Genomic DNA, 19,500 nt, shown 5'->3' with positions numbered 1-19,500 from the left:
GCGCGATGATGATGGCCCTCGGAACATTCGTGTTTTCGCTTCCCACCCTGGTCTACCAGCAGCTGCAGCGATCGACGAGCTGGAACCATGCCAGCAGCAAACGCGTGGGCGCGAGAGACGCGCACCAATTCGTTGGCCCTGGTGATGACACCGTCGAACTGAGCGGGCTGATCGCGCCAGAGTTGACTGGCGATCCCGCATCGCTGGACACGTTGCGCAAGATGGCGGACGAAGGCCGCCCTCTGCCGTTGGTGGACGGCACCGGCTACGTATTCGGCTCGTTCGTCGTTACAAGCCTTAGCGAAACACGGTCGGTGCTGTTCCAAGACGGTGCGGCCCGGCGCATCGAATTTCAGCTGTCCCTTACACGGACCGATGATGAAGGCGAGTCAGATGGCGCGGGGAGCGCGGGCTCAGTATGACGCCGGCGGACTATCCCATTCCGGCATGGCGCGTCGTTCTCGACGGCAAGGATTTGACGACGCGCATCAAGCCGAGACTGCTGGAACTCACGCTTTGCGAAGCGAGGGGCGGTGAAGCGGATCAGCTTGACCTGGTCATCCAGGATCACGACGGGCGCATGGCCCTACCCCGCCGCGGCGCCGATTTGAGCGTCTCGATCGGCTGGATCGATGCCGGCCTGATCGATAAGGGCTCGTTCCGCGTTGACGAAGTCGAGCACCGCGGCGCGCCCGATCTGATCACGATTCGAGCCAGGAGCGCCGATCTTACGCATCAAATGCGTACTCGACGGGAGCGCAGCTGGCACGGAGTCACCCTCGGCGCGATTGTGAGGGCGCTCGCCGGCGAACACGGACTGCAGGCTCGCATCGCATCTGCTCTGGCCAGCATCAACGTCGCACACCTCGATCAAACCGGTGAGAGCGACGTGCATCTGTTGACTCGTCTCGGACAGCAGTACGACGCCGTGGCGACGGTCAAGTCCAAGACATTGCTGTTCCTGCCCATCGGTAGCGGCAGCACGTCAAGCGGTGCGGCTCTTCCAAGCACCCTTATCACTCGCGCGAGCGGGGACCAGCACTGCTACTCGCTGACCGACCGCGATACCTACAGCGGCGTTCGCGCTTACTGGAATCACAAAGCCGGCGCGAACCGAAAGTCGGTTCTCGTTGGCGAAAGCGGAAACGCAAAGCGATTGCGCGATACGTTCAACAGCGAAGCCGATGCGCGTTCTGCGGCTGGCTCCGAATGGAACCGAATCAAACGCGGTGCCGCAACACTGACTTACACGCTCGCGCTCGGCCGGGCCGACATATACCCAGAGCAAAAGCTGCGCCTGCGTGGATTCAAACAAGAAATCGACGAAACCCAGTGGCTGGTGGCCAAGACGACCCACACGATCACCGGTTCTGGTGGCTTCACCACGTCCCTGGAACTGGAAACCGCCGACAGCGGCTAGCCTGCGGCATCGACCACCTGTCGGGTTCGACTCAGTACACGCGCTCGCGTTGGTGTACCGTGAACTGGCCCAGCCAGGAGGCCGGACGGGGTATCAGCTAGCGACCCACCCGATCACCCTACAAACGATCGGTAACGCTTTTTTAACGAATTGGCAAACGAAGGAGATAGGTATGCCGAATCAGAGAATTCCTTGCATTGCGCTGGCCCTGGTGGGCGCCGCGTTGATCGCGAGCCCATTGGTAGCCGCTGCGTGCTGTCCTTCGGACGGCAACAAGCCGGCGGCAATGTCCGGCCTGGGCGAGCAGTACCCGCTCGCGGTCGACTTGGCCGCAGATTCGAGCTGGCGCGTGTACGAGTTCGAACGCGAGGGGATTCGCTACGTGCAGATCAACGATCAGCGCGGCGCCGTGCGTGCGGCGGTAGGCCGCATCGGTGCGACCTTCTTCGTTCTGCCGGTAGGAAGCGACGTCGATCGCGTGTCAACGCCGGGAAGCCCGTCGCCGGCACCTGCAACCTCGCTCGGCCGAATTGTTTATCGGTCCGGCGAGGTCGAGGTGCGGTTCTATCAGAGCGCGAACGGCGACGCTTGGGCGGTATCTGCGCCGAACACCGATCGCTGATCACCTTCGGTCGCGCCCACGGGCTCGGCCAAAAGGTAGCTCACACTATTGCCATGGCGGCGTCTCAGGGCGCCGCCATGTGCTTTTATGCGGCCCTCAAGCTCCAGCGCCGCGAGCGTCGATGCCGCAGTTGCATCGGCAGCAGTTCCGCCGGCGGCGACGATCGAAACGAGCACACCCTGGCGTCCACAGAAGCGCCATACACGCGACCGCACTGTGTAGCACTTGGGATCACGCGCGGACAGCAGAGAGACCGCGTTGCAAGCGCTGCGGTACGCGGCCAACTGCAGATCTACCGACAACGACTTAGCACGCCCATGCAACAGGTAGCGGATCGGCGCGCCGTTGGCCCAAATGCTTGAGAAAGCCTCAGCCTGCAGGACGTCAAACAAGCCCTGGCGCTCAATCCGGATCGGATAGAGCGCAGACGCATGTTCGTCGAACAGTTGGGAGTGAATGACGCCGTGCCGCGTTAGATCCATCGCTGCGGCGAAGTGACCACGCTCTTTCAACACCTGGATCAGTTGCTTTCGCGAGTCGTCCAGGTGCGCCTGGATTTGCGCCATCGCGATGACTCGATCGCGCATGTGCCGCTCAGTCGAAAGAAAGCTAGTTTGCGCGATCTTGAGGGCGTGCTGCTCGGCCATGCCCAGCTGTCGGGCCTTCGTGTAATGGTCCGAAATGATCGTGCCCAGAACGAACAGAGCGCTCGCCGCCACCGCAAGAGCCAACTGCGCAACGAAAGCCGTTGCATCGTGTGCGCCCGCATAGCCTTGAAAGCCGACGTGCGGAAGCGTCATGCCTACAGCCACACACATGATCGATAGGCCGAGCACTGCGCCGCGCCAACCGTGCATGAATGTCAGAGCGACGGGCGGCCCGATCATGAGCATCAGCAGCACTTGCCGCAGCGCGGGCTCGAATGGCCCAGACTGCACGGCGAGGTAGATCCCGGCCGTAAGCCCGATCGCAACCGCTATATCACGGCCAAGGTGCTGCGGCGTCGAAATGTGCTCGCCACGGCGCAGCCAGACGGCAACTGGCAGACCGAGCATCAGAATGCCGAGGTATTGCCCGACAGTCAGCACGATGAACTTTTGAAGCGTGTCGCCGACTGCAGGCCCGTTGAGAGCACTATTCACGATCATCGCACTGAGCGCAGACCACACCGCGGTGACGATTGCAATTAGAGGTAACCAGCGCACTTTGTGCTGCAGTTCTCCGAGCACCTTGCGAAATATCGCGGGCACTACCGAGATTAAAGGGAGCAGCAAAAACGGGCTCAAGAACGCCCACAGCTCACCATACTGATCCGCCTTCGGTACCCGTTGCACCAGCAACGCCGCAGTGTCGCCGGCGAACACAAATGGCCAGTACCGATAGGGAATAAACAGCAACGCGGCGGCGCGAAGGCCTGCCGGTAAATACCACTGATCGACTGATAAGCGCCACGTCAGTAGGAACGAAGCGCAATACAAAACGGCGAAAATTAAACCCTTTGCCCTGGTGTTCAGTGTGGCTACTTCCATGCGGCTCCCCTGTTCCTTGTTTTTCTTGTAGCTGAACGCTAACCGAGTACTCCGATGGTTGGCTTAAAGAACACCAACGACGCTACCGTAGATCTCGAATCCGTCCGCGTCGTCTTTGTAAACGTCAACGGTGTCGGCCCCTTTTCCGTAGCCAACCACGGTCCAGTGATCACGCCGGTGCAGCACCCGCCGTATGCCAGGACGGTCCCACAGCGAGTACGCATAGGTTGCACCGTCAACCAGTTCCTTGAGATTCGACTGCGTCACATCTATCAACACGAGCGCGTTGTACTCCAGCTGTGGCTCCATCGCGGCAGAGGGGTTGAACGCCCAGCGCAAATTCTCGATCGCGACGCCCGGCGCCTTTCGCTGAACGAGCACTTCCGGCAGCACGAACACGGTCTGACCGTCCGCCGGCCCGAATTCAGGTAACCGCTGCAGGGAAACGTGGCCCGGCGGCATGCCCGGCTCGTGCTGGCCGCTGAGCAGGTAGTACACGTCCACGCCGCGGCTCGCGATGCCGTGTAGGTAGGCCATATCAGGCGTGGATTTGCCCGCTTCGTAGGCACGTTGGGTGCGCCCAGTCACCCCGACCAAATCGCCAAATTCGTCCTGGTTATGGCCTAAGCGCTCCCGCTCCTCCCTCAGCCGGAGGAAAATTCCTTCCATGTTCGTCATCGCTTTTCCTATTTTCCTGTTGACACCGGAAGAATTCTTCCTAATCATGGTCGCCACCTACACGAATCTTCCTCTTTTTTAACTTATGTCGAACGCGAAAGCTATCGCCAACACGGCCAAGCTCAAATCGCCCGATCAGGCCAAGGCCGATCTGGAGGCGCGGGGAATCTCCATCGCCGAATTCGCCAGGGGCCACGGCCTGCGCTACGGGACCGTCTACCAGGTGCTCACCGGCAAGAAGAAAGGCCGGCGGGGCGAGGCGCACCGTGCGGCCGTCCTGCTCGGCCTGAAGAAAGGCATCGCCTGAAGGCGCCGGGGACTGACCGATGAGCAAGGCACCCTCCATGCGCTGCCCCCACTGCAAAGGCAAGGCTTCGGCCCGCACCAGCGTGGAGTTGTCGCTGCTGTACCGCGAGGTGACCTACGTCTGTCTTTACAGCCTGTGCGGCCATGTGTTCGTCGCCGGCCTTGAAGCCATCCGAACCCTATCGCCGAGTGCGATGCCGGACCCCGAAGTAGACCTCCCCCTATCGCCCCACGTCCGCCAGCACCAGCTGGCGCGGCAGTTGAGCTTCGCACTGGAGCAGGACAGCTATGACCCAGCTTGATGATCTGATCGAGGCGGCGGCGCTGCGCTACGTCTCGACCCACCACGGCGAACACCTGCCGCACGATCGGCACCTGCTGATTCAGCGCTGCGCACAGCAACTGATCGAAGGCTTCACGATCACCCGGCGGGCTGCTGAGGATGCCGCGATGCGCGCATGCAGCGAGATCCACAACCGCGGCGCTGACGCCTTCATCGACCTGGAGCGCAGCAGTTCGCGCATGGTTGTCCTGCGCAATGTCGGCTCGCGAACCGAACACCTGATCACCGTGGCGGACATGCTCGATTTCGTTCGTAGCCGAACGGCCGCGGCGCCCGCCGCCTAACCGCCTCACCCCGCTCGCCTTTGCAACACCCGGCCGTGATTGGCCGGGACGGTTTCCCTTTGCCTGGAGTTTCGATGATGACCACCCCAACCGAACGCATGCTGTTGTCCGAGCGCGAACGGGAAGCCTGGAAGGCCTACACCGCTGCGCATGAGCGGTCGCAGGGCTTGTGCCGCACCGGCGCATCGGTCAAGACCATCCTCCACGCGATGCAACACACCCAGGCGATGCGAGACGCCTGGAACCGCGTGTCGATGGATCTTCTGCAAACGTATCGGCCGCTGATCCTGGGGCTCGACACCGCACACGCTGGTCAAGCGGAGGCGTGATGCGTCAGGAACTGCACAGTGAGGTTTCCCGGCGCCTGTTGGGAGACTACGGGTTCAAGGCGCAGAAAGACTGGCTCCGCGAGGGGAAGTGCCCCGAATGCGGCAAGCGCGAGCTGTACACCCGAGCCGACAGTCCGTGGATTCTTCGCTGCGGCCGGCTGGCGAAGTGCGGCGCCGAAATCGCGATCAAAGATATTTACCGCGACCTGTTCGAATCGTGGTCGGACCGCTACGCGCGAACCGAAACGAACCCCAACGCCGCGGCCGACGCCTACCTGCAGTTTTCCCGTGGCTTCGACGTAAAGCGCCTGCGAGGCCTTTATACCCAGGAGACGTACCACAGCCGCGAAGTGAACCAGACCAGCGCAACCGTCAGGTTCGCGCTTACCTGCGGCAGCTGGTGGGAACGCATCATCGATCGGCCAGAACGATTCGGGAAGCGCAAAGCGAACTTCGCCTACGGCAAGCCCTATCACGGCCATTGGTGGGAACTGCCCGATACCGCACCCGACGCCGAAGAAATCTGGTTGACCGAGGGCGTGTTCGATGCCTACGCCCTCGAATTGAATGGGCTGTCTGCGCGAGGCCTTCTTTCGTCCAACAACTACCCGGAGCATGCGCTCGCCGCACTGCTGGAACAGCGCAAGGCCGCAGGTCTGTCGCGACCGACATTGATCTGGGCGCTCGACGGCGATGCGTCCGGCCGTTCGTTTACAAAAAAGTGGATCGAACGCGCTCGGTCCGAGGCCTGGGACTGCAAGGCGGCCCAGATTCCGCAACACGGTAGCGGCAAGATCGACTGGAACGACCTGCACCAGCGCGCAAAGCTCACCGACAAAGATCGCGAAACATATCTTTACGAAGGCGCGCTCCTGGTAGCCGAGTCCCCGGTAGCTAAGGCGTTGCTGATGTACCAGCGTCTGGAGCGCAAGGAATTTCATTTCGGGTTCGAGAATCGCCTGTTCTGGTTCAAGCTCGACCTGGATCGTTACGAAAAGGCGCGCCGCGCGCTCGAAGATGCCGACAAGGGTCTCAGCGAGCAAGAAATGCGCGAGCAGGCGCTGCGCGAATCGGGCGGCGTGATCGAGATCGCGAACTGCTATCCATCCGCGCTGTACTACCAAGCCAACGCGCTGACCGACGAAAGTTGGTACTACTACCGCGTGAGTTTCCCGCACAAGGGAAAGCCATTGAAGAACACCTTCACGGCTGGGCAACTGTCGTCGGCAAGCGAGTTCAAAAAACGCCTGCTTGCCATCGCGCCCGGCGCCGTGTTCACCGGCAGCACGCAACAGCTCGACCGAATTTTCAAAGAGAGCCTGTTCTCGATCAAAACGGTCGAGACCATCGATTACATCGGTTACAGCCGCGAGCATGGCTGTTACGTTCTGTCGGACCTCGCCGTCAAAGACGGAAACATCTACGAGTTGAACGAAGAAGACTTCTTCGAGTTCGGACGGCTATCGGTCAAAACACTGAACCAGAGCGTTTCCCTCTCGATCAATCGCGATCGCAGCGACTATCGATCCGATTGGGTGGACATGATATGGAAGTGCTACGGCGCGAAAGGTCTGGTTGCGCTCGCATTCTGGTTCGGATCGTTGTTCGCCGAGCAGATCCGCGCGGCGCAGAAAAGCTATCCATTTCTCGAAATCATCGGCGAAGCCGGATCGGGTAAATCAACCCTGGTCGAGTTTCTATGGAAACTCGTCGGCAGGCGCGACTACGAAGGCTTCGACCCATCCAAATCGACCATCGCGGCGCGGGCGCGCAACTTCGCGCAGGTATCCGGACTGCCCGTCGTCTTGATTGAGGGCGACCGCGACAGCGACACAGCCAAGCAAAAGGCGTTCGACTGGAACGAGCTGAAAACGGCATACAACGGCCGCAGCGTCCGCGCCACCGGCGTCAAGAACAGCGGCAACGAAACGCGGGAGCCTCCCTTTCGCGGCTCAATCGTCATTGCCCAGAACGCGGAGGTCATGGCAAGCGACGCGATCCTGCAGCGTTTGGTGCATCTTAAATTCGACAAGGGCGCACACACGCCTGAGACAAAAAAGCTAGCAGAAGAGCTGGAACGGATGCCGGTTGAGAACGTGTCCGGCTTCATCCTCGCCGCGACCAAGCGAGAGCAGAAGGTCATGGATATCCTGACCGAACGCGCCGGCGAGTACGCCGACCAGGTCTTAGGACTCAAGGAAGTCAGTTCGGTCCGTATCGCGAAGAACCACGGTCAGATGATGGCGTTGGTCGATGCTTTGCGCGTGGTGGTGCAACTGACGAACGAACACCACTCCGCCGCACACGACGCCCTCAAGTCGATGGCGGCCGAGCGGCAGCGCGCCATCAATGCCGACCATCCGTTCGTTACCGCGTTCTGGGAGCTGTTCGAGCATATCGACGGCAATCTCAACGCCGAATCGATCAACCACAGCAACGACGCGACCCTGGTCGCAATAAACCTTATCGAGTTCGCGGAGCGCGTCGCCAAGCGAGGCCTACACCTGCCCGTTGATCTCACCGAACTGAAAAAACACCTGCGCACGTCGCGGCTACGACGCTTCGTCGATGTCAAGACCGTGCGTTCCAAGGTGGATCAGAAAACCCGCAAGTGCTGGGTGTTCCAGCACGAACGGTAACAGGCGGCCCCGGTGGGGAGTTGCAGCTCCCCCTAGGCCCGAATCCACGAAGGAGCAACCATGCAACCGCACACCGACCAATCGCCGGTAACGGCACAAACCCCTGCAGTCCCGAGCGCCGGGGCCGTCGCGCAGGCTACCACAGGGCCAGCGACGCCCGAACAGCTGCAGGCCTACGCGCTGGCCTGCGTTGAGCACTTCGAGGCGAACGCGGCGCGGCATAGGGCCGAGGAGATCGAATACCGCGCGCTCGCGAAGGCCCACCGCGCCGACGTCCACATGGTTCCGGCAGACCGACTGCTGCTGAGCCTGCAGGCCGAGCAACGCGGCGACCGCGCCGGCGAGTTGGCCAACGATGCGCTCGGCCGCGCTGACGCGTTGCGGCAGTCGTTTCCGGGCCTCCCGCAAACGCCGCAGCCGATGGCGGTCATCGTTACGACGATCCAGCGCGATCGAATCCAACAGACCGCCCGCTTGATCATGGGGCGAGCGACGTCGGCGTCGCGCACGTTCACGCGGCTGGGAAACTTGTGGAAGTGCCGCGACCGGGACTGGCCCGCGCACGAGGAGGCGATCGGCGTCGAGCTGGTCGAACACATGGAAGCATTTCCTCTGCCGGACCGCGTTGCAGAAATGTTGCCGAGGCCGTCCGCGCCGGAAGCCGCCGCGAAAGCAGCTTCGGAGGTGCGTCATGGTTGATGCCCTCCTGATTCTCATCGCGCCTGCAGTGGGCGGCGCCCTTCTGTATCGGCTTTGGAGTACGCGGGCACCTCGCGCTGACCACGTAGGTCTCGCGGTAGGTCAGATTCCCGTCACCCGGCGCCGCCGCGCTATGGCTGTCCGCCGCGAGGTGGTCGCATGAAGATCGAAGCGCTGATGCATCTGTGGAACATGACCCAGCAACACCGCGGAACCAGCGGCGGGCGCGTCGCGACCGGCGTGCTGCTCGGGCTCTACAACTCTATGCGCTTCCCGTTTCCTCTCGATGAGCTGCGCGTGCTGGATAGCGAAGGCCTAGTGCATGCAATCGAGGTGATCCGCTGCGATGCCGCTCATTGCCAGATGGAAGTGCATGCATGGCTCAACCTCGCAAGCGGTCGCTCTGACTTCGGCGATCGCTTCGAGCACCTTGCGCATGAGTACAACGTGTTCAAACGCGGCCGCTGCAAAACCACCGCCCTGCAACCGCTAAATCCGAGTCGGCTAGTGCTGCGCGCACCAGATGGAGGTGGCCATGATTGATTTCACCATCAACCACGCGCACCTGTTCTGCGGCCTCGCCGGCGGCGCCAAGGGTTTCAACCAAGCGCGTCCCGATATCGGCTCTGCGCGTGGTCGATTCGTTTGTATTGGCGGGATCGACAATGACCCGGCCGCGATCGCCGACTTCACGCGGATTGCCGGCGTGCGCGGCACAGTTCTGGATCTATTCGACCGCGACCAGTATCGCGATTTTCACGGCAACGAGCCGCCGAGAGAATGGCGCGAAGCCCTCACTACGGATATTCATTCCGCCTTCCACGGCAAGCGACCGAACGTCGTTTTCTTGTCGGCTCCGTGCAAGGGCTTTTCGGGCCTGATGCCGGAGAGCAAGAGCCGCACCGCCAAGTACGTAGCCCTTAACCGGCTTACCGAACGCGGAGTGATGCTGTGCCTGGAGGCATACAAAGACGATCCGGTCGAGATGTACATCTTCGAGAACGTTCCGCGCATCATGTCGCGCGGTCGGCATCTGCTGGACCGCATCATCGCCCTGTTCCGCGCATATGGATACGTGGTCGCCGAAACCACTCACGACTGCGGCGAGCTTGGCGCCTTGGCGCAGAGCCGCAAGCGTTTTCTCATGGTCGCTCGGCATCGCGACAAAGTGCCGCCGTTCCTGTACGAACCCGTGCGGCGGACGTTGCAGTCGGTTGGTTCGGTGCTGGATCGCATGCCGCTCGCGGGGGATGTGGAACGCGCTGGACCGATGCACCGCGTCCCTGCATTGCAATGGAAAACCTGGGTGCGTCTTGCGTTCGTTGAGGCCGGCAGCGATTGGCGCAGCCTGAACCGCCTGGAGACCGAAGACGGTTATCTGCGCGACTTTCTGATCGTGCCCGAGCATTTCGGCGGATGGCTGGGCGTGCGTCGCTGGGAGGATTCCACCGGCGCCGTCGCCGGCGAGAGTCTGCCGAGCAATGGCGCATTCTCGATCGCGGATCCACGCGCGGCCGCCGGCGCGGCGCAGTACCAGCAATTCGGCGTCATGCGGATGACCGACACTGCCGGCGCCGTCATCGGCGTGAAGTCGCCCGGCCAGGGCACTTTCAGTGTCGCCGATCCGCGGCACAACGGCCCGGCCAAGCACAACAACGAGTTTCGCATCGTGCCGTGGCGCGGAGAAGCCGGGGCGGTGACCGGCGCGCACGGCACAGGGCAATGCGTGCAAGATCCCCGCGCGATTGGTGGCTTCGGCGGCTCAGGCAAATATCAGGTGAGTCGCTATCGCGAGGCCGCTGGCACCGTGATCGCCAGGAGCGACACAGGTCACGGCGCATACGCGGTCGCAGATCCGCGTCCCACCAACCAACGCCAGCAAGGTGACGCCTATCTGACAAACGGGCACTACGGCGTGGTCGGCTGGAACGGCTCCAGCGGCGCCGTGAGCGCCGCCGCCGGTCACGACAACGGCAGGTGGTCCGTGGCCGATCCGCGGCTTCCTGCCGCGCGGGAGAGCCTAACGTGCGTGATTCGGAGTCTCGACGGCACTTGGCACCGGCCCTTTACGACCCTGGAGCTGGCGGCGCTGCAATCGCTGGTCGATCCCGAGGAAAAGCTCGAACTCGACGGCCTCTCCGACCAAGCGTGGCGCGAGCGCATCGGCAACGCGGTCCCGCCGGCAGCGGCGCAGGCAATTGGCGAGGAAATCGGCCGCACGCTGCTACTGGCTTGGACCGGACAAACCTTCGCCCTAGGCGCTACGCCGATCTGGGTTCGAGATTTGGCCGTCGCCCTGGCCCTGCCAGGGGAGGTGCGCCAGTGACCTCGAATGTCCAGCATTTGATCAGCGTTAGCGGCGGCAAAGACTCGACAGCGGTCTATCTGATGGCGCTGGAGTCCGGCCGGCCGTTCCGCGCGGTATTCGCCGACACCGGCAACGAACACGAGCTGACGCTCGAATACCTCGCGCGACTGCCCGAACGCACCGGCGGCCCCAAGATCGAGACCGTTCGCGCCGACTTCACCTTGCAACTCGCGCGACACCGAGAGTACGTCCTGCGCGAGTGGCCAAAGCAAGGCATTCCCGACCAGGTCGTACAAGAAGCGGCCGCACTGCACGAGCCCACCGGAAATCCTTTCCTCGACCTGTGCATCAGCAAAGGCCGATTCCCTTCACGCATGGCGCAGTTCTGCACCGGCGAGCTGAAGGAAATTCCGATTACGACCCAGGTCGTCGGGCCGATGCTCAAGGGCGGGCCGGTGCTGCAGTGGCTTGGCATTCGCGCCGAGGAGAGCGCGAACCGCGCCATGCAGCCGCGATTCAACCGCCACGAGTCCGGCAGTATGGTCTGGCGCCCTATTTTCCGGTGGGAACTGGCCCAGGTCTGGAAACAGCACAGCCGGCACCGACTGGCGCCGAATCCGTTGTACGCCATGGGAATGGGGCGCGTCGGCTGCATGCCGTGCATCAACTGCCGCAAGTCCGAACTGCGATCAATCGCCGACCGGTTCCCCGACCACATCGACCGCATCGAGCGATGGGAAAACGTAGTTTCGGCCGCCAATAAGCGTCGCTCCGCAACATTTTTCCCTGCCGTCACCGATCCGACAGACGCCGAACGACCGGGCACCTATTCCCGGATCCGCACGCTCATCGAATGGAGCCGGACCACGCGGGGGGGCCGGCAGTTCGGCATGTTTTTCGATGAGCAGCCCGGCGGCGGTTGTAGCTCCGACTTGGGCTTGTGCGAGGTGGCGTCATGACCCAGCGCCAGATCTCCCACGAGACGAATTTGCCGCCGTGCGCCGATGGCCACGCAGCGCGGCACATGCGCGACCACCGTTGCGCCACTGCTGGCGGCGGGCACTTCCTCGAATGCGAGTGCCGCCGGACCGTCAGACACGCCAACGTAGAGCTGGCCCTCGTCGATTGGAAAACCATCAATCAGGTCCAAGCGGATCCCGCTATCCAGGCAGATCCGATCATCAAAGAGCGCAGGACGCGCACGCGCAAGAAAAAGACGCCGGTGCCAGTGCCCGCGGCAAGCGCGGACGTTCTGCAGTTCGCCCTCTTTCAAAGGAGCGACAACTCATGAACAAGCCTTTGAACCGCTACGTCGGCGTCGATCAGGCCAGTACCGCTCGGCCGAACGATCGCACCGCGACCACCATTCACGGTCGCAGCTGCTGCAAATGCAAACAACGGCGATTTGCCGCAGGCGGAACCGTACGCTGGGTGCTGGTCAACAACCTGCGGTCGTCAAGATTCGTCTGCGCCGGGTGCCGCCAATGAGCCGCACGATTCGAATCGAACCTGACCAAATCTGGGTGACACGAAAGAAGCACACCCGCACACCCTCGCGACGCGTTGTGGATCTGGCCGGCACCGTCGTGTGCTATTCGTCCGGTGGCGACACAACGCGCTGGTGCAGGATCCGAGCTTTCCGGCTGTGGATCCGTCGCTACCAAGCGATCGCCACTCGCCCTCGCCGCCGGCGCAGCTTGACGTTGCGCAGTGGGGGTGCCTGATGAATCGCTGGATCCGAATGTTCCTTCAGCGTCACGAGCCAACCGAACGAGAGAAAAGACTGCACACGCTGGCTTGCCAATTCGTCGACGAATGCCACGCCTACGACCTGCACGTCTGTAGCGAGCACGGCCCGAACGGCCCGATTCCCTACAGCACGCGCGAGGCGATGCTGTGCAGCCGACACGCCCTTCATGTTCGCAAGCGGCTGTTCGGCGCCGAATCGTTCACGAACAAAGAAATCAGCGACGCAATCGCGATCGCTCATCGGGAACGACCGCAGCGTGAGGCCGAGAAACGCCTCAAAGGGAAAGACGATTGAGCAGTTCGCCCGCTATCACAGGGGCAGCGCCCGGCGACACAGGTCGCCGGGCGGACTCCCCGGAAACGCCGGCGCGGCGCCGGCGCACAGCCTCCAGAACGGCCGAAATCTCAGCTCCTACCCAGAAGCGTCCGGGTAAACAGTGCAATTCCGTAACCTTTAGGGTAATTAATAAGCCCGACCCGCAGCTGCTCGCCGCTGCCCTTGGCCCTTTGATCGCTGAATATCTGAAAATCGAACATGAAGAAAAACTGCGCGCTCTATCTGAGGTCGAGCAAAGACCGTAAAGACGTTTCGCCCGACGCGCAGCGGCGCGCCCTGCAGGAACTGGCGAAGGCGCGCAATCTCCATATCGTTGAGGAATTCGTCGACGCTGTCGAAAGCGGTAAAGACGAGAACCGCCCCGGATTTCAGAAACTGATCAAGGCGGTGCGCAATCCAGCCCGCGGCTGGGACACCGTGCTGCTGCACGACACGTCGCGCCTTTCCCGGCGCCGCGTGATTTCTCTGATCTTCGAAGAGATCGATTGCAAGAACAACGGCGTCAACGTGGTCTACAAGACACTTCCCGAAGTAGACCCGCTAACTGAGATCGTCCTCAAATCCGTCATGGTCGCGTGGGACGAGTACCACAGCATTTCGAGCAAGCAAAAAGGGCTTGCTGGAATGAATGAGAACGTCCGCGCCGGCTTCCGCGCTGGCGGCCGAGCGCCTACCGGGTATCAGCTGCGCAAGATACCCACAGGCGCGATCCGCGACGGTGCGCCGGTGACCAAGTCGGTCCTGGAACCAGATCCCGAGATAGCCCAGGCAATCGGCGTTTATCTGACCGAACGCGCCGCGGGAACTCGCCGGTTGAAAGCGAAAGCAAAGGCTGGCATCAAGGCAATGAAGGACTCGACGCTGAGCAGCCTCGAATGGAACGCGCTCACGTACGCCGGGCATACCGTGTGGAATGTCCACGCGGAGCGCGCGGGCAGCTCGTATGTCGGCGGCGAGAAGCGGCGACCGCGCTCGGAATGGGTCATTCAACGCGACACACATCCGGCGCTGATCACCGACACTGAGGCGCAGCTGCTACTCGATCGCTTGGAGAAGCTCGCCAAGTCGAAAGCGACCCAGCAATCTGAGCAGCGCGATCGCGATTCCTCCGCGCTGCTGGGCGGCCTACTGTTCGCGCCGGACGGTTCTAAATGGTGGACGGAGACGGACCGTTATCGCTACGACCAGAAAGGCCTTGTGCGATCTGTGTCCCGTCCGGTGATCGAGGCACAGTTCATCGAGCAGGTTTTAGAGGATCTGAACTCGCCGGATTTCGCACCTGCGATGCTCGCCGGCACGAAGGCATCGCTCGCGACCGACACCGATCCGGCCGAGATCCGCAAAGTCGCGGCCTCGGTGTCCGAACTGAGCGAGCGCATCAGCAAGACCTTGGATATGGCCGCGCAACTAAGTGACCCGGCGCCGGCGCTACGAAAGATCGAAGCGCTCGAACAAGAGCGCGCGGAAAAAGCCTTGCGCCTGCAGGTGCTCGAAGCCGAAGCCGAACGCGCGAGCTGGATTCACGGCATCAGCGCTGCGGACGTCATGCAAATGATCGCGCGCATCGGCCGCGAAGCAAAAGAAACGGGCCGGAGCGATTTGCTCCGGCCCGTAATTGCTTCTGTAGTTGATCGCGTCGAGATGGATCCTCGAACGCTGAGCGGTGGCATTTGCTACCGCATCATGTGCCCCGATGTTCCGGGGGTTAAGCTGGCGTCCCCACGGGGATTCGAACCCCGGTCGCTACCGTGAAAGGGTAATGTCCTAGGCCTCTAGACGATGGGGACAAAACTGAATGTTCTTGCAGCTAACCCTTCGAAAACCCTTTCAATTCCGAAGAGTGGTGGAGCCAGCCGGGATCGAACCGGCGACCTCTACAATGCCATTGTAGCGCTCTCCCAGCTGAGCTATGGCCCCACGTGCTGGAAAGACGAACATCTTAGCGGCTGTTCAGCGATGTCGTCAAGCGGTCATCGCTAATTTTTTCTGCCGCTCCGGCCAACCCAGGTCCGTGTGGATCGGGTGAAGCCGGGTCGTGTTCGACGGGGCGCAATCTTGCCATGCCATGGCCACGTTCGGCTAGATACTCGAGCCACTTTCCTAAAAAAGTATTCATCCGCATGCGGTGGCCGATCACTTCGGCCGGCGGCGGGTACAGGCCGATCACGTCCTGCCAACGTCGACCGACATAGCAATGGGTGGCTTCGACCTGATGCGCGTCGTGGTACAGACGCAAATAAGCGGACGGATCGGGCTCGCCGGTCAACGGGTCCAACAGCGCATACGTCAAGCGCATTTCGGTGGTGTAGCGATGTTGTTCGATCACGTCCAGGCGCAAGTCCAGGCCGTCGCCGACGCTGGACAGATAAGCGCCGCGCGCCAGTTCGGCCGGCGCGAACAGGCGCGTGAGGCGTTCGTGGTTCTCCGCATAAAGGCCCATCAGCCAACCGAAACGGCTGAGTTTGGGGATGCGTGCGAAACGGGAAGCGGATTGGCTCATGGAGGCGATCCTACACGCCTGCGGCGGATCGCGGCAGGATTGACGAAATCGCAAAAAAGGCCTAATTTATAGGCTCTTTCGCGATCCTTTTCGGGATCGATTCAGCCGGGCGCCATTCAGCATCGCGCGCCGCAGGCAGCCCCGCTCTCTTTCGTCGCCTGCCGCAGCTTTTGGCAGGCATTGGCGTGGGTAAACGCCCGTGCGGGCCGAGGGTGGGAGCCTTACGGGTATTGAGGTTCCGCGCGCGTTGAATCGGGAGGTCGCCAGTGGGCGGCACGCGCCCTCAGTTGCGATATAGCCGCCGATTCGCGGTCGCGGCTCGCGCCGCTCCTACAGTCGCGAGCGTGGCTGCCCTGCGAACATGTTCTCGCTGGCGCTCGGCGCATCTCGGAGAATCAGAACATCTCGCGATGGATCCCCAGCGTGGTCAACACTTTGCTGGCGATTTCCTCGATCGAGGTATGCGTGGTGCTCAAGGTCGGAACGCGCTCGGCGCGGAACATGGTCTCGGCCGCGGCGACCTCGCGCTTGCAGGTGTCGAACTGGGCGTAGCGCGAGTTGGGCCGGCGCTCCTGGCGAATCTGCTGCAGGCGGACCGGGTCGATGGTCAGGCCGAACAGCTTGCTGCGGTAAGGCCGCAGGCGCGGCGGCAGACGGTCGTGCTCCAGGTCTTCCTCGGTCAATGGGTAGTTGGCCGCGCGCACCCCGTAATGCAGGGCCAGGTAGACGCAAGTGGGGGTCTTGCCGGCGCGTGAAACCGCTACCAGGATCAGATCGGCCTCGTTGTAGTCCACGCTCTGGCCGTCGTCGTGGGTCAAAGCGAAGTTCATCGCGTTGATGCGCCGGTGATACGTCTCGAAATCGGCGATGCCGTGGGCCTGGCCGACTCGGCGCTGGCGGGTCTCGTGCAATTCGCGTTCCAGCGGTTCGATGAACGGCGCGAACACGTCCAGCATCAGCGCCCCGCTCTCTGCCAGGGCCGCGCCGACCTCGCCGTCCATGCACGAATTGATGACCACAGGGCGTACTCCGTGGGCGATCGCGGCCTCGCGGATCTTGGCCGCGGCCTCCTGGGCCCGCTCCACGCTGTCGACGAACGGAAGGCGATCGGTGACGAAGCGCGTCTCGGTGAATTGGGTCAGCAAACTGTGTCCGATGGTCTCGGCGGTGATGCCGGTACCGTCGGAAACGTAGAAGACCGGGCGGGTTCCTGCCATCGATAACCTCGTCAAGAAAGCTGCACCAATACGAAAAACCCCGCCGGATCAAGCTTGTATGCCCCGGACGCACGGGCGATCATAGCGTCTTGGCCGCGCCCGACGCGTCCTCGCCCCCCACGGAGATAGTGTGTCTTGAACGAGAACATCCTCTGGCTGCACGCGCTGCGCCTCAACGACCTGGCCCGCGTAGGCGGCAAGAACTCCTCGCTTGGCGAGATGATCGGCAATCTGGCCAACCTGGGCGTCTCGGTCCCCGGCGGCTACGCCACCACCTCAGAGGCCTTCAAGGCCTTCATCGCCCACAACAATCTGCATCAGCGCATCTTCGACAAGCTGGCCACGCTGGACGTGGAAGACGTCCCGGCGCTGACCCAGGCCGGCGGCGAAATCCGCGGCTGGGTCATCGAGGCCCCGCTGCAACCGGACCTGGACCAGGACATCCGCACCGCCTATCGCAAGCTGTGCGAAGAGAACGGCGGCGGCGACGTGGCCGTCGCGGTGCGCTCCTCGGCCACCGCCGAAGACCTGCCCGACGCGTCCTTCGCCGGCCAGCAGGAAACCTTCCTCAACGTCACCGGCGAAGACGACGTCGTCCGCAAGGTCAAGGAAGTCTTCGCCAGCCTCTACAACGACCGCGCCATCGCCTACCGCGTGCATCACGGTTTCAAGCACGAGGACGTGTTCCTGTCGGCCGGCGTGCAGCTGATGGTGCGCTCGGACGTCGGCGCGTCCGGCGTGTTGTTCACCCTGGACACCGAATCGGGTTTCCGCGACGTCGTCTTCATCACCTCCAGCTACGGCCTGGGCGAGATGGTCGTGCAAGGCGCGGTCAACCCGGACGAGTTCTACGTCTACAAGCCCACCCTGGCCCAGGGCAAGCCGGCGATCCTGCGCCGCAGCGTCGGCGCCAAGCAGTTGCGCATGGTGTATTCGGACAAGGCCGGCGAGCGCGTGCGGACCGAAGATACGCCGGCGGATCTGCGTTCCAAGTTCTCGATTGACGATGCGGATGTTCACGAACTCGCCAAGCAGGCGCTCGTGATCGAAAAGCATTACGGCCGTCCGATGGACGTGGAGTGGGCGAAGGACGGCGTCAGCGGCAAGTTGTTCATCGTGCAGGCGCGCCCGGAGACGGTGAAGTCGCGCGGCAAGGCCACCCAGATCGAGCGCTACCAGCTCGAAAAGCGCGGTGAAGTGGTCGCCGAGGGCCGCGCCATCGGCCAGAAGATCGGCTCGGGCATCGCGCGCGTCGTGCGCAGCCTCGACGACATGAGCCGCGTGCAGCCTGGCGACGTGCTGGTCGCCGACATGACCGATCCCGATTGGGAACCGGTGATGAAGCGCGCCGCCGCGATCGTCACCAACCGCGGCGGCCGCACCTGCCACGCGGCGATCATCGCGCGCGAACTCGGCGTTCCGGCGGTCGTCGGCACCGGCAATGGCCTGGATGCGATCAAGGAAGGCCAGGTCGTCACCATCAGCTGCGCCGAAGGCGATACCGGTTTCATCTACGACGGCGCCCTGCCCTTCGAGCGCCACGTCGCCGATCTGGACAAGATGCCGCCGGCGCCGCTCAAGGTGATGATGAACGTCGCCAACCCCGAGCGCGCGTTCGATTTCGCGATGCTGCCGCATGCCGGCGTCGGCCTGGCGCGCCTGGAAATGATCATCGCCAGCCACATCGGCATCCATCCCAAGGCGCTGCTGGAATACGCCTCGCAGGACGCGGCGACCAAGAAGAAGATCGACGAGAAGATCGCCGGCTACGGCGCCGATCCGGTGCAGTTCTACGTGGACCGCCTGGCCGAAGGCATCGCGACCATCACCGCCTCGTTCGCGCCGCATCCGGTGATCGTACGCCTGTCGGACTTCAAGTCCAACGAATACGCCAACCTGATCGGCGGCTCGCGTTACGAGCCGCATGAAGAAAACCCGATGATCGGCTTCCGCGGCGCCAGCCGTTACGTCGATCCTTCGTTCTCCGACGCCTTCGCCCTGGAATGCCGGGCGGTACTCAAGGTGCGCGAGGAAATGGGCCTGACCAACTGCTGGGTCATGATTCCGTTCGTGCGCACGCTCGACGAAGGCCGGCGCGTGATCGAGGTGCTGGAAAAGAACGGCCTGCGCAAGGGCGATGGCGCTACCGATAAGAGCGAGGGCCTCAAGATCATCATGATGTGCGAGGTCCCGTCGAACGCGCTGCTGGCCGACGAATTCCTCGAGATCTTCGACGGCTTCTCGATCGGCTCCAACGACCTGACCCAGCTCAGCCTGGGCCTGGACCGCGACTCGGCGATCGTCGCCCACTTGTTCGACGAACGCGATCCGGCGGTGAAGAAGCTGCTGTCGATGGCGATCTCGGCCGCGCGCGCCAAGGGCAAGTACGTGGGCATCTGCGGCCAGGGCCCGAGCGATCATCCGGACCTGGCCGAATGGCTGATGGATCAGGGCATCGAGTCGGTGTCGCTCAATCCCGACACCGTGGTCGATACCTGGCTGCGCCTGGCCAAGGCGAAGAAGGCCAAGGCCTGAGCGAT

Annotated in this window: 20 protein-coding genes and 2 tRNA genes; 16 read left to right on the top strand and 6 right to left on the bottom strand. The window is 62.6% G+C overall.

The window, feature by feature from the left end:
* Nucleotides 1-5: 5 nt before the first annotated feature.
* The 3 genes from ACTOWJ_RS23325 to ACTOWJ_RS23315 are packed head-to-tail and all read left to right on the top strand — an operon-like array spanning nt 6 to nt 2,042.
* A complete protein-coding gene (locus ACTOWJ_RS23325; protein ID WP_441337008.1) occupies nt 6-422 on the top strand; it encodes a phage tail protein in 417 nt (138 codons plus the stop codon).
* Nucleotides 419-1,420 carry a phage late control D family protein gene (locus tag ACTOWJ_RS23320; RefSeq protein WP_441337007.1) on the top strand — a complete coding sequence of 334 codons (1,002 nt, stop codon included), beginning with the start codon at nt 419-421 and terminating at the stop codon, nt 1,418-1,420. The genes ACTOWJ_RS23325 and ACTOWJ_RS23320 overlap by 4 nt, the downstream gene beginning before the upstream one ends.
* Nucleotides 1,421-1,472: 52 nt before the next feature.
* The gene (locus tag ACTOWJ_RS23315; protein WP_441337006.1) at nt 1,473-2,042 is read left to right on the top strand and encodes a hypothetical protein; all 570 of its coding nucleotides are present in this window, start codon (nt 1,473-1,475) and stop codon (nt 2,040-2,042) included.
* Here the strand turns inward: ACTOWJ_RS23315 and ACTOWJ_RS23310 are convergent.
* Nucleotides 1,988-3,571 carry an MASE1 domain-containing protein gene (locus ACTOWJ_RS23310; RefSeq protein ID WP_441337005.1) on the bottom strand — a complete coding sequence of 528 codons (1,584 nt, stop codon included), beginning with the start codon at nt 3,569-3,571 and terminating at the stop codon, nt 1,988-1,990. The two genes, ACTOWJ_RS23315 and ACTOWJ_RS23310, sit on opposite strands and share 55 nt — an antisense overlap.
* A gap of 63 nt (nt 3,572-3,634) precedes the next feature.
* Complete coding sequence (locus tag ACTOWJ_RS23305; RefSeq protein ID WP_441337004.1) at nt 3,635-4,249, bottom strand: hypothetical protein; 615 nt, start codon at nt 4,247-4,249, stop codon at nt 3,635-3,637.
* Nucleotides 4,250-4,334: 85 nt separating this feature from the next.
* Between ACTOWJ_RS23305 and ACTOWJ_RS23300 the strand changes: the two genes are divergently transcribed.
* The 12 genes from ACTOWJ_RS23300 to ACTOWJ_RS23245 all read left to right on the top strand — a co-directional run bounded on the left by ACTOWJ_RS23300 (nt 4,335) and on the right by ACTOWJ_RS23245 (nt 14,995).
* Nucleotides 4,335-4,556 (top strand): DNA-binding protein, encoded by a 222-nt coding sequence (locus ACTOWJ_RS23300; protein ID WP_441337003.1) that lies wholly within the window; start codon nt 4,335-4,337, stop codon nt 4,554-4,556.
* Nucleotides 4,557-4,575: 19 nt separating this feature from the next.
* On the top strand, nt 4,576-4,857 hold the full coding sequence (locus ACTOWJ_RS23295; RefSeq protein WP_441337002.1) for an ogr/Delta-like zinc finger family protein: 282 nt from the start codon (nt 4,576-4,578) through the stop codon (nt 4,855-4,857).
* Nucleotides 4,844-5,182 carry a hypothetical protein gene (locus tag ACTOWJ_RS23290; protein WP_441337001.1) on the top strand — a complete coding sequence of 113 codons (339 nt, stop codon included), beginning with the start codon at nt 4,844-4,846 and terminating at the stop codon, nt 5,180-5,182. The genes ACTOWJ_RS23295 and ACTOWJ_RS23290 overlap by 14 nt, the downstream gene beginning before the upstream one ends.
* Nucleotides 5,183-5,259: 77 nt before the next feature.
* The gene (locus ACTOWJ_RS23285; RefSeq protein WP_441337000.1) at nt 5,260-5,511 is read left to right on the top strand and encodes a hypothetical protein; all 252 of its coding nucleotides are present in this window, start codon (nt 5,260-5,262) and stop codon (nt 5,509-5,511) included.
* The gene (locus tag ACTOWJ_RS23280) at nt 5,511-8,150 is read left to right on the top strand and encodes a toprim domain-containing protein (protein WP_441336999.1); all 2,640 of its coding nucleotides are present in this window, start codon (nt 5,511-5,513) and stop codon (nt 8,148-8,150) included. Before ACTOWJ_RS23285 ends, ACTOWJ_RS23280 begins: the two co-directional genes overlap by 1 nt.
* Before the next feature lie 60 nt (nt 8,151-8,210).
* Nucleotides 8,211-8,849, top strand: coding sequence for a hypothetical protein (locus ACTOWJ_RS23275; RefSeq protein ID WP_441336998.1), 639 nt, complete (start codon nt 8,211-8,213; stop codon nt 8,847-8,849).
* 159 nt (nt 8,850-9,008) lie between these two features.
* Entirely contained in the window at nt 9,009-9,392 is a 384-nt protein-coding gene (locus ACTOWJ_RS23270; RefSeq protein WP_441336997.1) for a DUF7673 family protein, read from the top strand.
* A complete protein-coding gene (locus ACTOWJ_RS23265; protein WP_441336996.1) occupies nt 9,385-11,175 on the top strand; it encodes a DNA cytosine methyltransferase in 1,791 nt (596 codons plus the stop codon). The genes ACTOWJ_RS23270 and ACTOWJ_RS23265 overlap by 8 nt, the downstream gene beginning before the upstream one ends.
* Nucleotides 11,172-12,116: a phosphoadenosine phosphosulfate reductase domain-containing protein gene (locus ACTOWJ_RS23260; RefSeq protein ID WP_441336995.1), complete on the top strand. Its 945-nt coding sequence runs from the start codon at nt 11,172-11,174 to the stop codon at nt 12,114-12,116. The genes ACTOWJ_RS23265 and ACTOWJ_RS23260 overlap by 4 nt, the downstream gene beginning before the upstream one ends.
* On the top strand, nt 12,113-12,448 hold the full coding sequence (locus tag ACTOWJ_RS23255; protein ID WP_441336994.1) for a hypothetical protein: 336 nt from the start codon (nt 12,113-12,115) through the stop codon (nt 12,446-12,448). The genes ACTOWJ_RS23260 and ACTOWJ_RS23255 overlap by 4 nt, the downstream gene beginning before the upstream one ends.
* Before the next feature lie 432 nt (nt 12,449-12,880).
* Nucleotides 12,881-13,201 carry a hypothetical protein gene (locus tag ACTOWJ_RS23250; RefSeq protein ID WP_441336993.1) on the top strand — a complete coding sequence of 107 codons (321 nt, stop codon included), beginning with the start codon at nt 12,881-12,883 and terminating at the stop codon, nt 13,199-13,201.
* A gap of 240 nt (nt 13,202-13,441) precedes the next feature.
* The gene (locus ACTOWJ_RS23245; RefSeq protein WP_441337092.1) at nt 13,442-14,995 is read left to right on the top strand and encodes a recombinase family protein; all 1,554 of its coding nucleotides are present in this window, start codon (nt 13,442-13,444) and stop codon (nt 14,993-14,995) included.
* Here ACTOWJ_RS23245 and ACTOWJ_RS23240 read toward each other — a convergent pair.
* The 4 genes from ACTOWJ_RS23240 to ppsR all read right to left on the bottom strand — a co-directional run bounded on the left by ACTOWJ_RS23240 (nt 14,955) and on the right by ppsR (nt 16,960).
* Nucleotides 14,955-15,030 (bottom strand) — tRNA-Glu (locus tag ACTOWJ_RS23240). The genes ACTOWJ_RS23245 and ACTOWJ_RS23240 overlap by 41 nt on opposite strands.
* A 54-nt stretch (nt 15,031-15,084) precedes the next feature.
* Nucleotides 15,085-15,160: transfer RNA gene (locus ACTOWJ_RS23235), tRNA-Ala, on the bottom strand.
* A gap of 22 nt (nt 15,161-15,182) precedes the next feature.
* Nucleotides 15,183-15,743 carry a DUF1249 domain-containing protein gene (locus ACTOWJ_RS23230; protein WP_441336992.1) on the bottom strand — a complete coding sequence of 187 codons (561 nt, stop codon included), beginning with the start codon at nt 15,741-15,743 and terminating at the stop codon, nt 15,183-15,185.
* A gap of 395 nt (nt 15,744-16,138) precedes the next feature.
* The gene (gene ppsR, locus ACTOWJ_RS23225) at nt 16,139-16,960 is read right to left on the bottom strand and encodes a posphoenolpyruvate synthetase regulatory kinase/phosphorylase PpsR (protein WP_441336991.1); all 822 of its coding nucleotides are present in this window, start codon (nt 16,958-16,960) and stop codon (nt 16,139-16,141) included.
* Nucleotides 16,961-17,095: 135 nt separating this feature from the next.
* On the opposite strand from ppsR, the gene ppsA reads away from it, so the two are divergent.
* Entirely contained in the window at nt 17,096-19,495 is a 2,400-nt protein-coding gene (ppsA, locus tag ACTOWJ_RS23220; protein ID WP_441336990.1) for a phosphoenolpyruvate synthase, read from the top strand.
* Nucleotides 19,496-19,500: the final 5 nt, after the last annotated feature.

Source organism: Lysobacter sp. CA199 (assembly GCF_052078715.1).
Lineage (GTDB): Bacteria > Pseudomonadota > Gammaproteobacteria > Xanthomonadales > Xanthomonadaceae > Lysobacter.
Note: the sequence above shows the minus strand (reverse complement) of the source record. Positions and strands in the feature narration are given on the sequence as shown.

What these genes read in the sequence shown, in the direction of transcription:
- ACTOWJ_RS23325 (WP_441337008.1), top strand. Translation starts at nt 6, where the DNA reads ATGATGATGGCCCTCGGAACATTCGTGTTTTCGCTTCCCACCCTGGTC.
- ACTOWJ_RS23320 (WP_441337007.1), top strand. Translation starts at nt 419, where the DNA reads ATGACGCCGGCGGACTATCCCATTCCGGCATGGCGCGTCGTTCTCGAC.
- ACTOWJ_RS23310 (WP_441337005.1), bottom strand. Translation starts at nt 3,571, where the DNA reads ATGGAAGTAGCCACACTGAACACCAGGGCAAAGGGTTTAATTTTCGCC.
- ACTOWJ_RS23305 (WP_441337004.1), bottom strand. Translation starts at nt 4,249, where the DNA reads ATGACGAACATGGAAGGAATTTTCCTCCGGCTGAGGGAGGAGCGGGAG.
- ACTOWJ_RS23300 (WP_441337003.1), top strand. Translation starts at nt 4,335, where the DNA reads ATGTCGAACGCGAAAGCTATCGCCAACACGGCCAAGCTCAAATCGCCC.
- ACTOWJ_RS23295 (WP_441337002.1), top strand. Translation starts at nt 4,576, where the DNA reads ATGAGCAAGGCACCCTCCATGCGCTGCCCCCACTGCAAAGGCAAGGCT.
- ACTOWJ_RS23290 (WP_441337001.1), top strand. Translation starts at nt 4,844, where the DNA reads ATGACCCAGCTTGATGATCTGATCGAGGCGGCGGCGCTGCGCTACGTC.
- ACTOWJ_RS23285 (WP_441337000.1), top strand. Translation starts at nt 5,260, where the DNA reads ATGACCACCCCAACCGAACGCATGCTGTTGTCCGAGCGCGAACGGGAA.
- ACTOWJ_RS23280 (WP_441336999.1), top strand. Translation starts at nt 5,511, where the DNA reads ATGCGTCAGGAACTGCACAGTGAGGTTTCCCGGCGCCTGTTGGGAGAC.
- ACTOWJ_RS23275 (WP_441336998.1), top strand. Translation starts at nt 8,211, where the DNA reads ATGCAACCGCACACCGACCAATCGCCGGTAACGGCACAAACCCCTGCA.
- ACTOWJ_RS23270 (WP_441336997.1), top strand. Translation starts at nt 9,009, where the DNA reads ATGAAGATCGAAGCGCTGATGCATCTGTGGAACATGACCCAGCAACAC.
- ACTOWJ_RS23265 (WP_441336996.1), top strand. Translation starts at nt 9,385, where the DNA reads ATGATTGATTTCACCATCAACCACGCGCACCTGTTCTGCGGCCTCGCC.
- ACTOWJ_RS23255 (WP_441336994.1), top strand. Translation starts at nt 12,113, where the DNA reads ATGACCCAGCGCCAGATCTCCCACGAGACGAATTTGCCGCCGTGCGCC.
- ACTOWJ_RS23250 (WP_441336993.1), top strand. Translation starts at nt 12,881, where the DNA reads ATGAATCGCTGGATCCGAATGTTCCTTCAGCGTCACGAGCCAACCGAA.
- ACTOWJ_RS23245 (WP_441337092.1), top strand. Translation starts at nt 13,442, where the DNA reads ATGAAGAAAAACTGCGCGCTCTATCTGAGGTCGAGCAAAGACCGTAAA.
- ACTOWJ_RS23230 (WP_441336992.1), bottom strand. Translation starts at nt 15,743, where the DNA reads ATGAGCCAATCCGCTTCCCGTTTCGCACGCATCCCCAAACTCAGCCGT.
- ppsR (WP_441336991.1), bottom strand. Translation starts at nt 16,960, where the DNA reads ATGGCAGGAACCCGCCCGGTCTTCTACGTTTCCGACGGTACCGGCATC.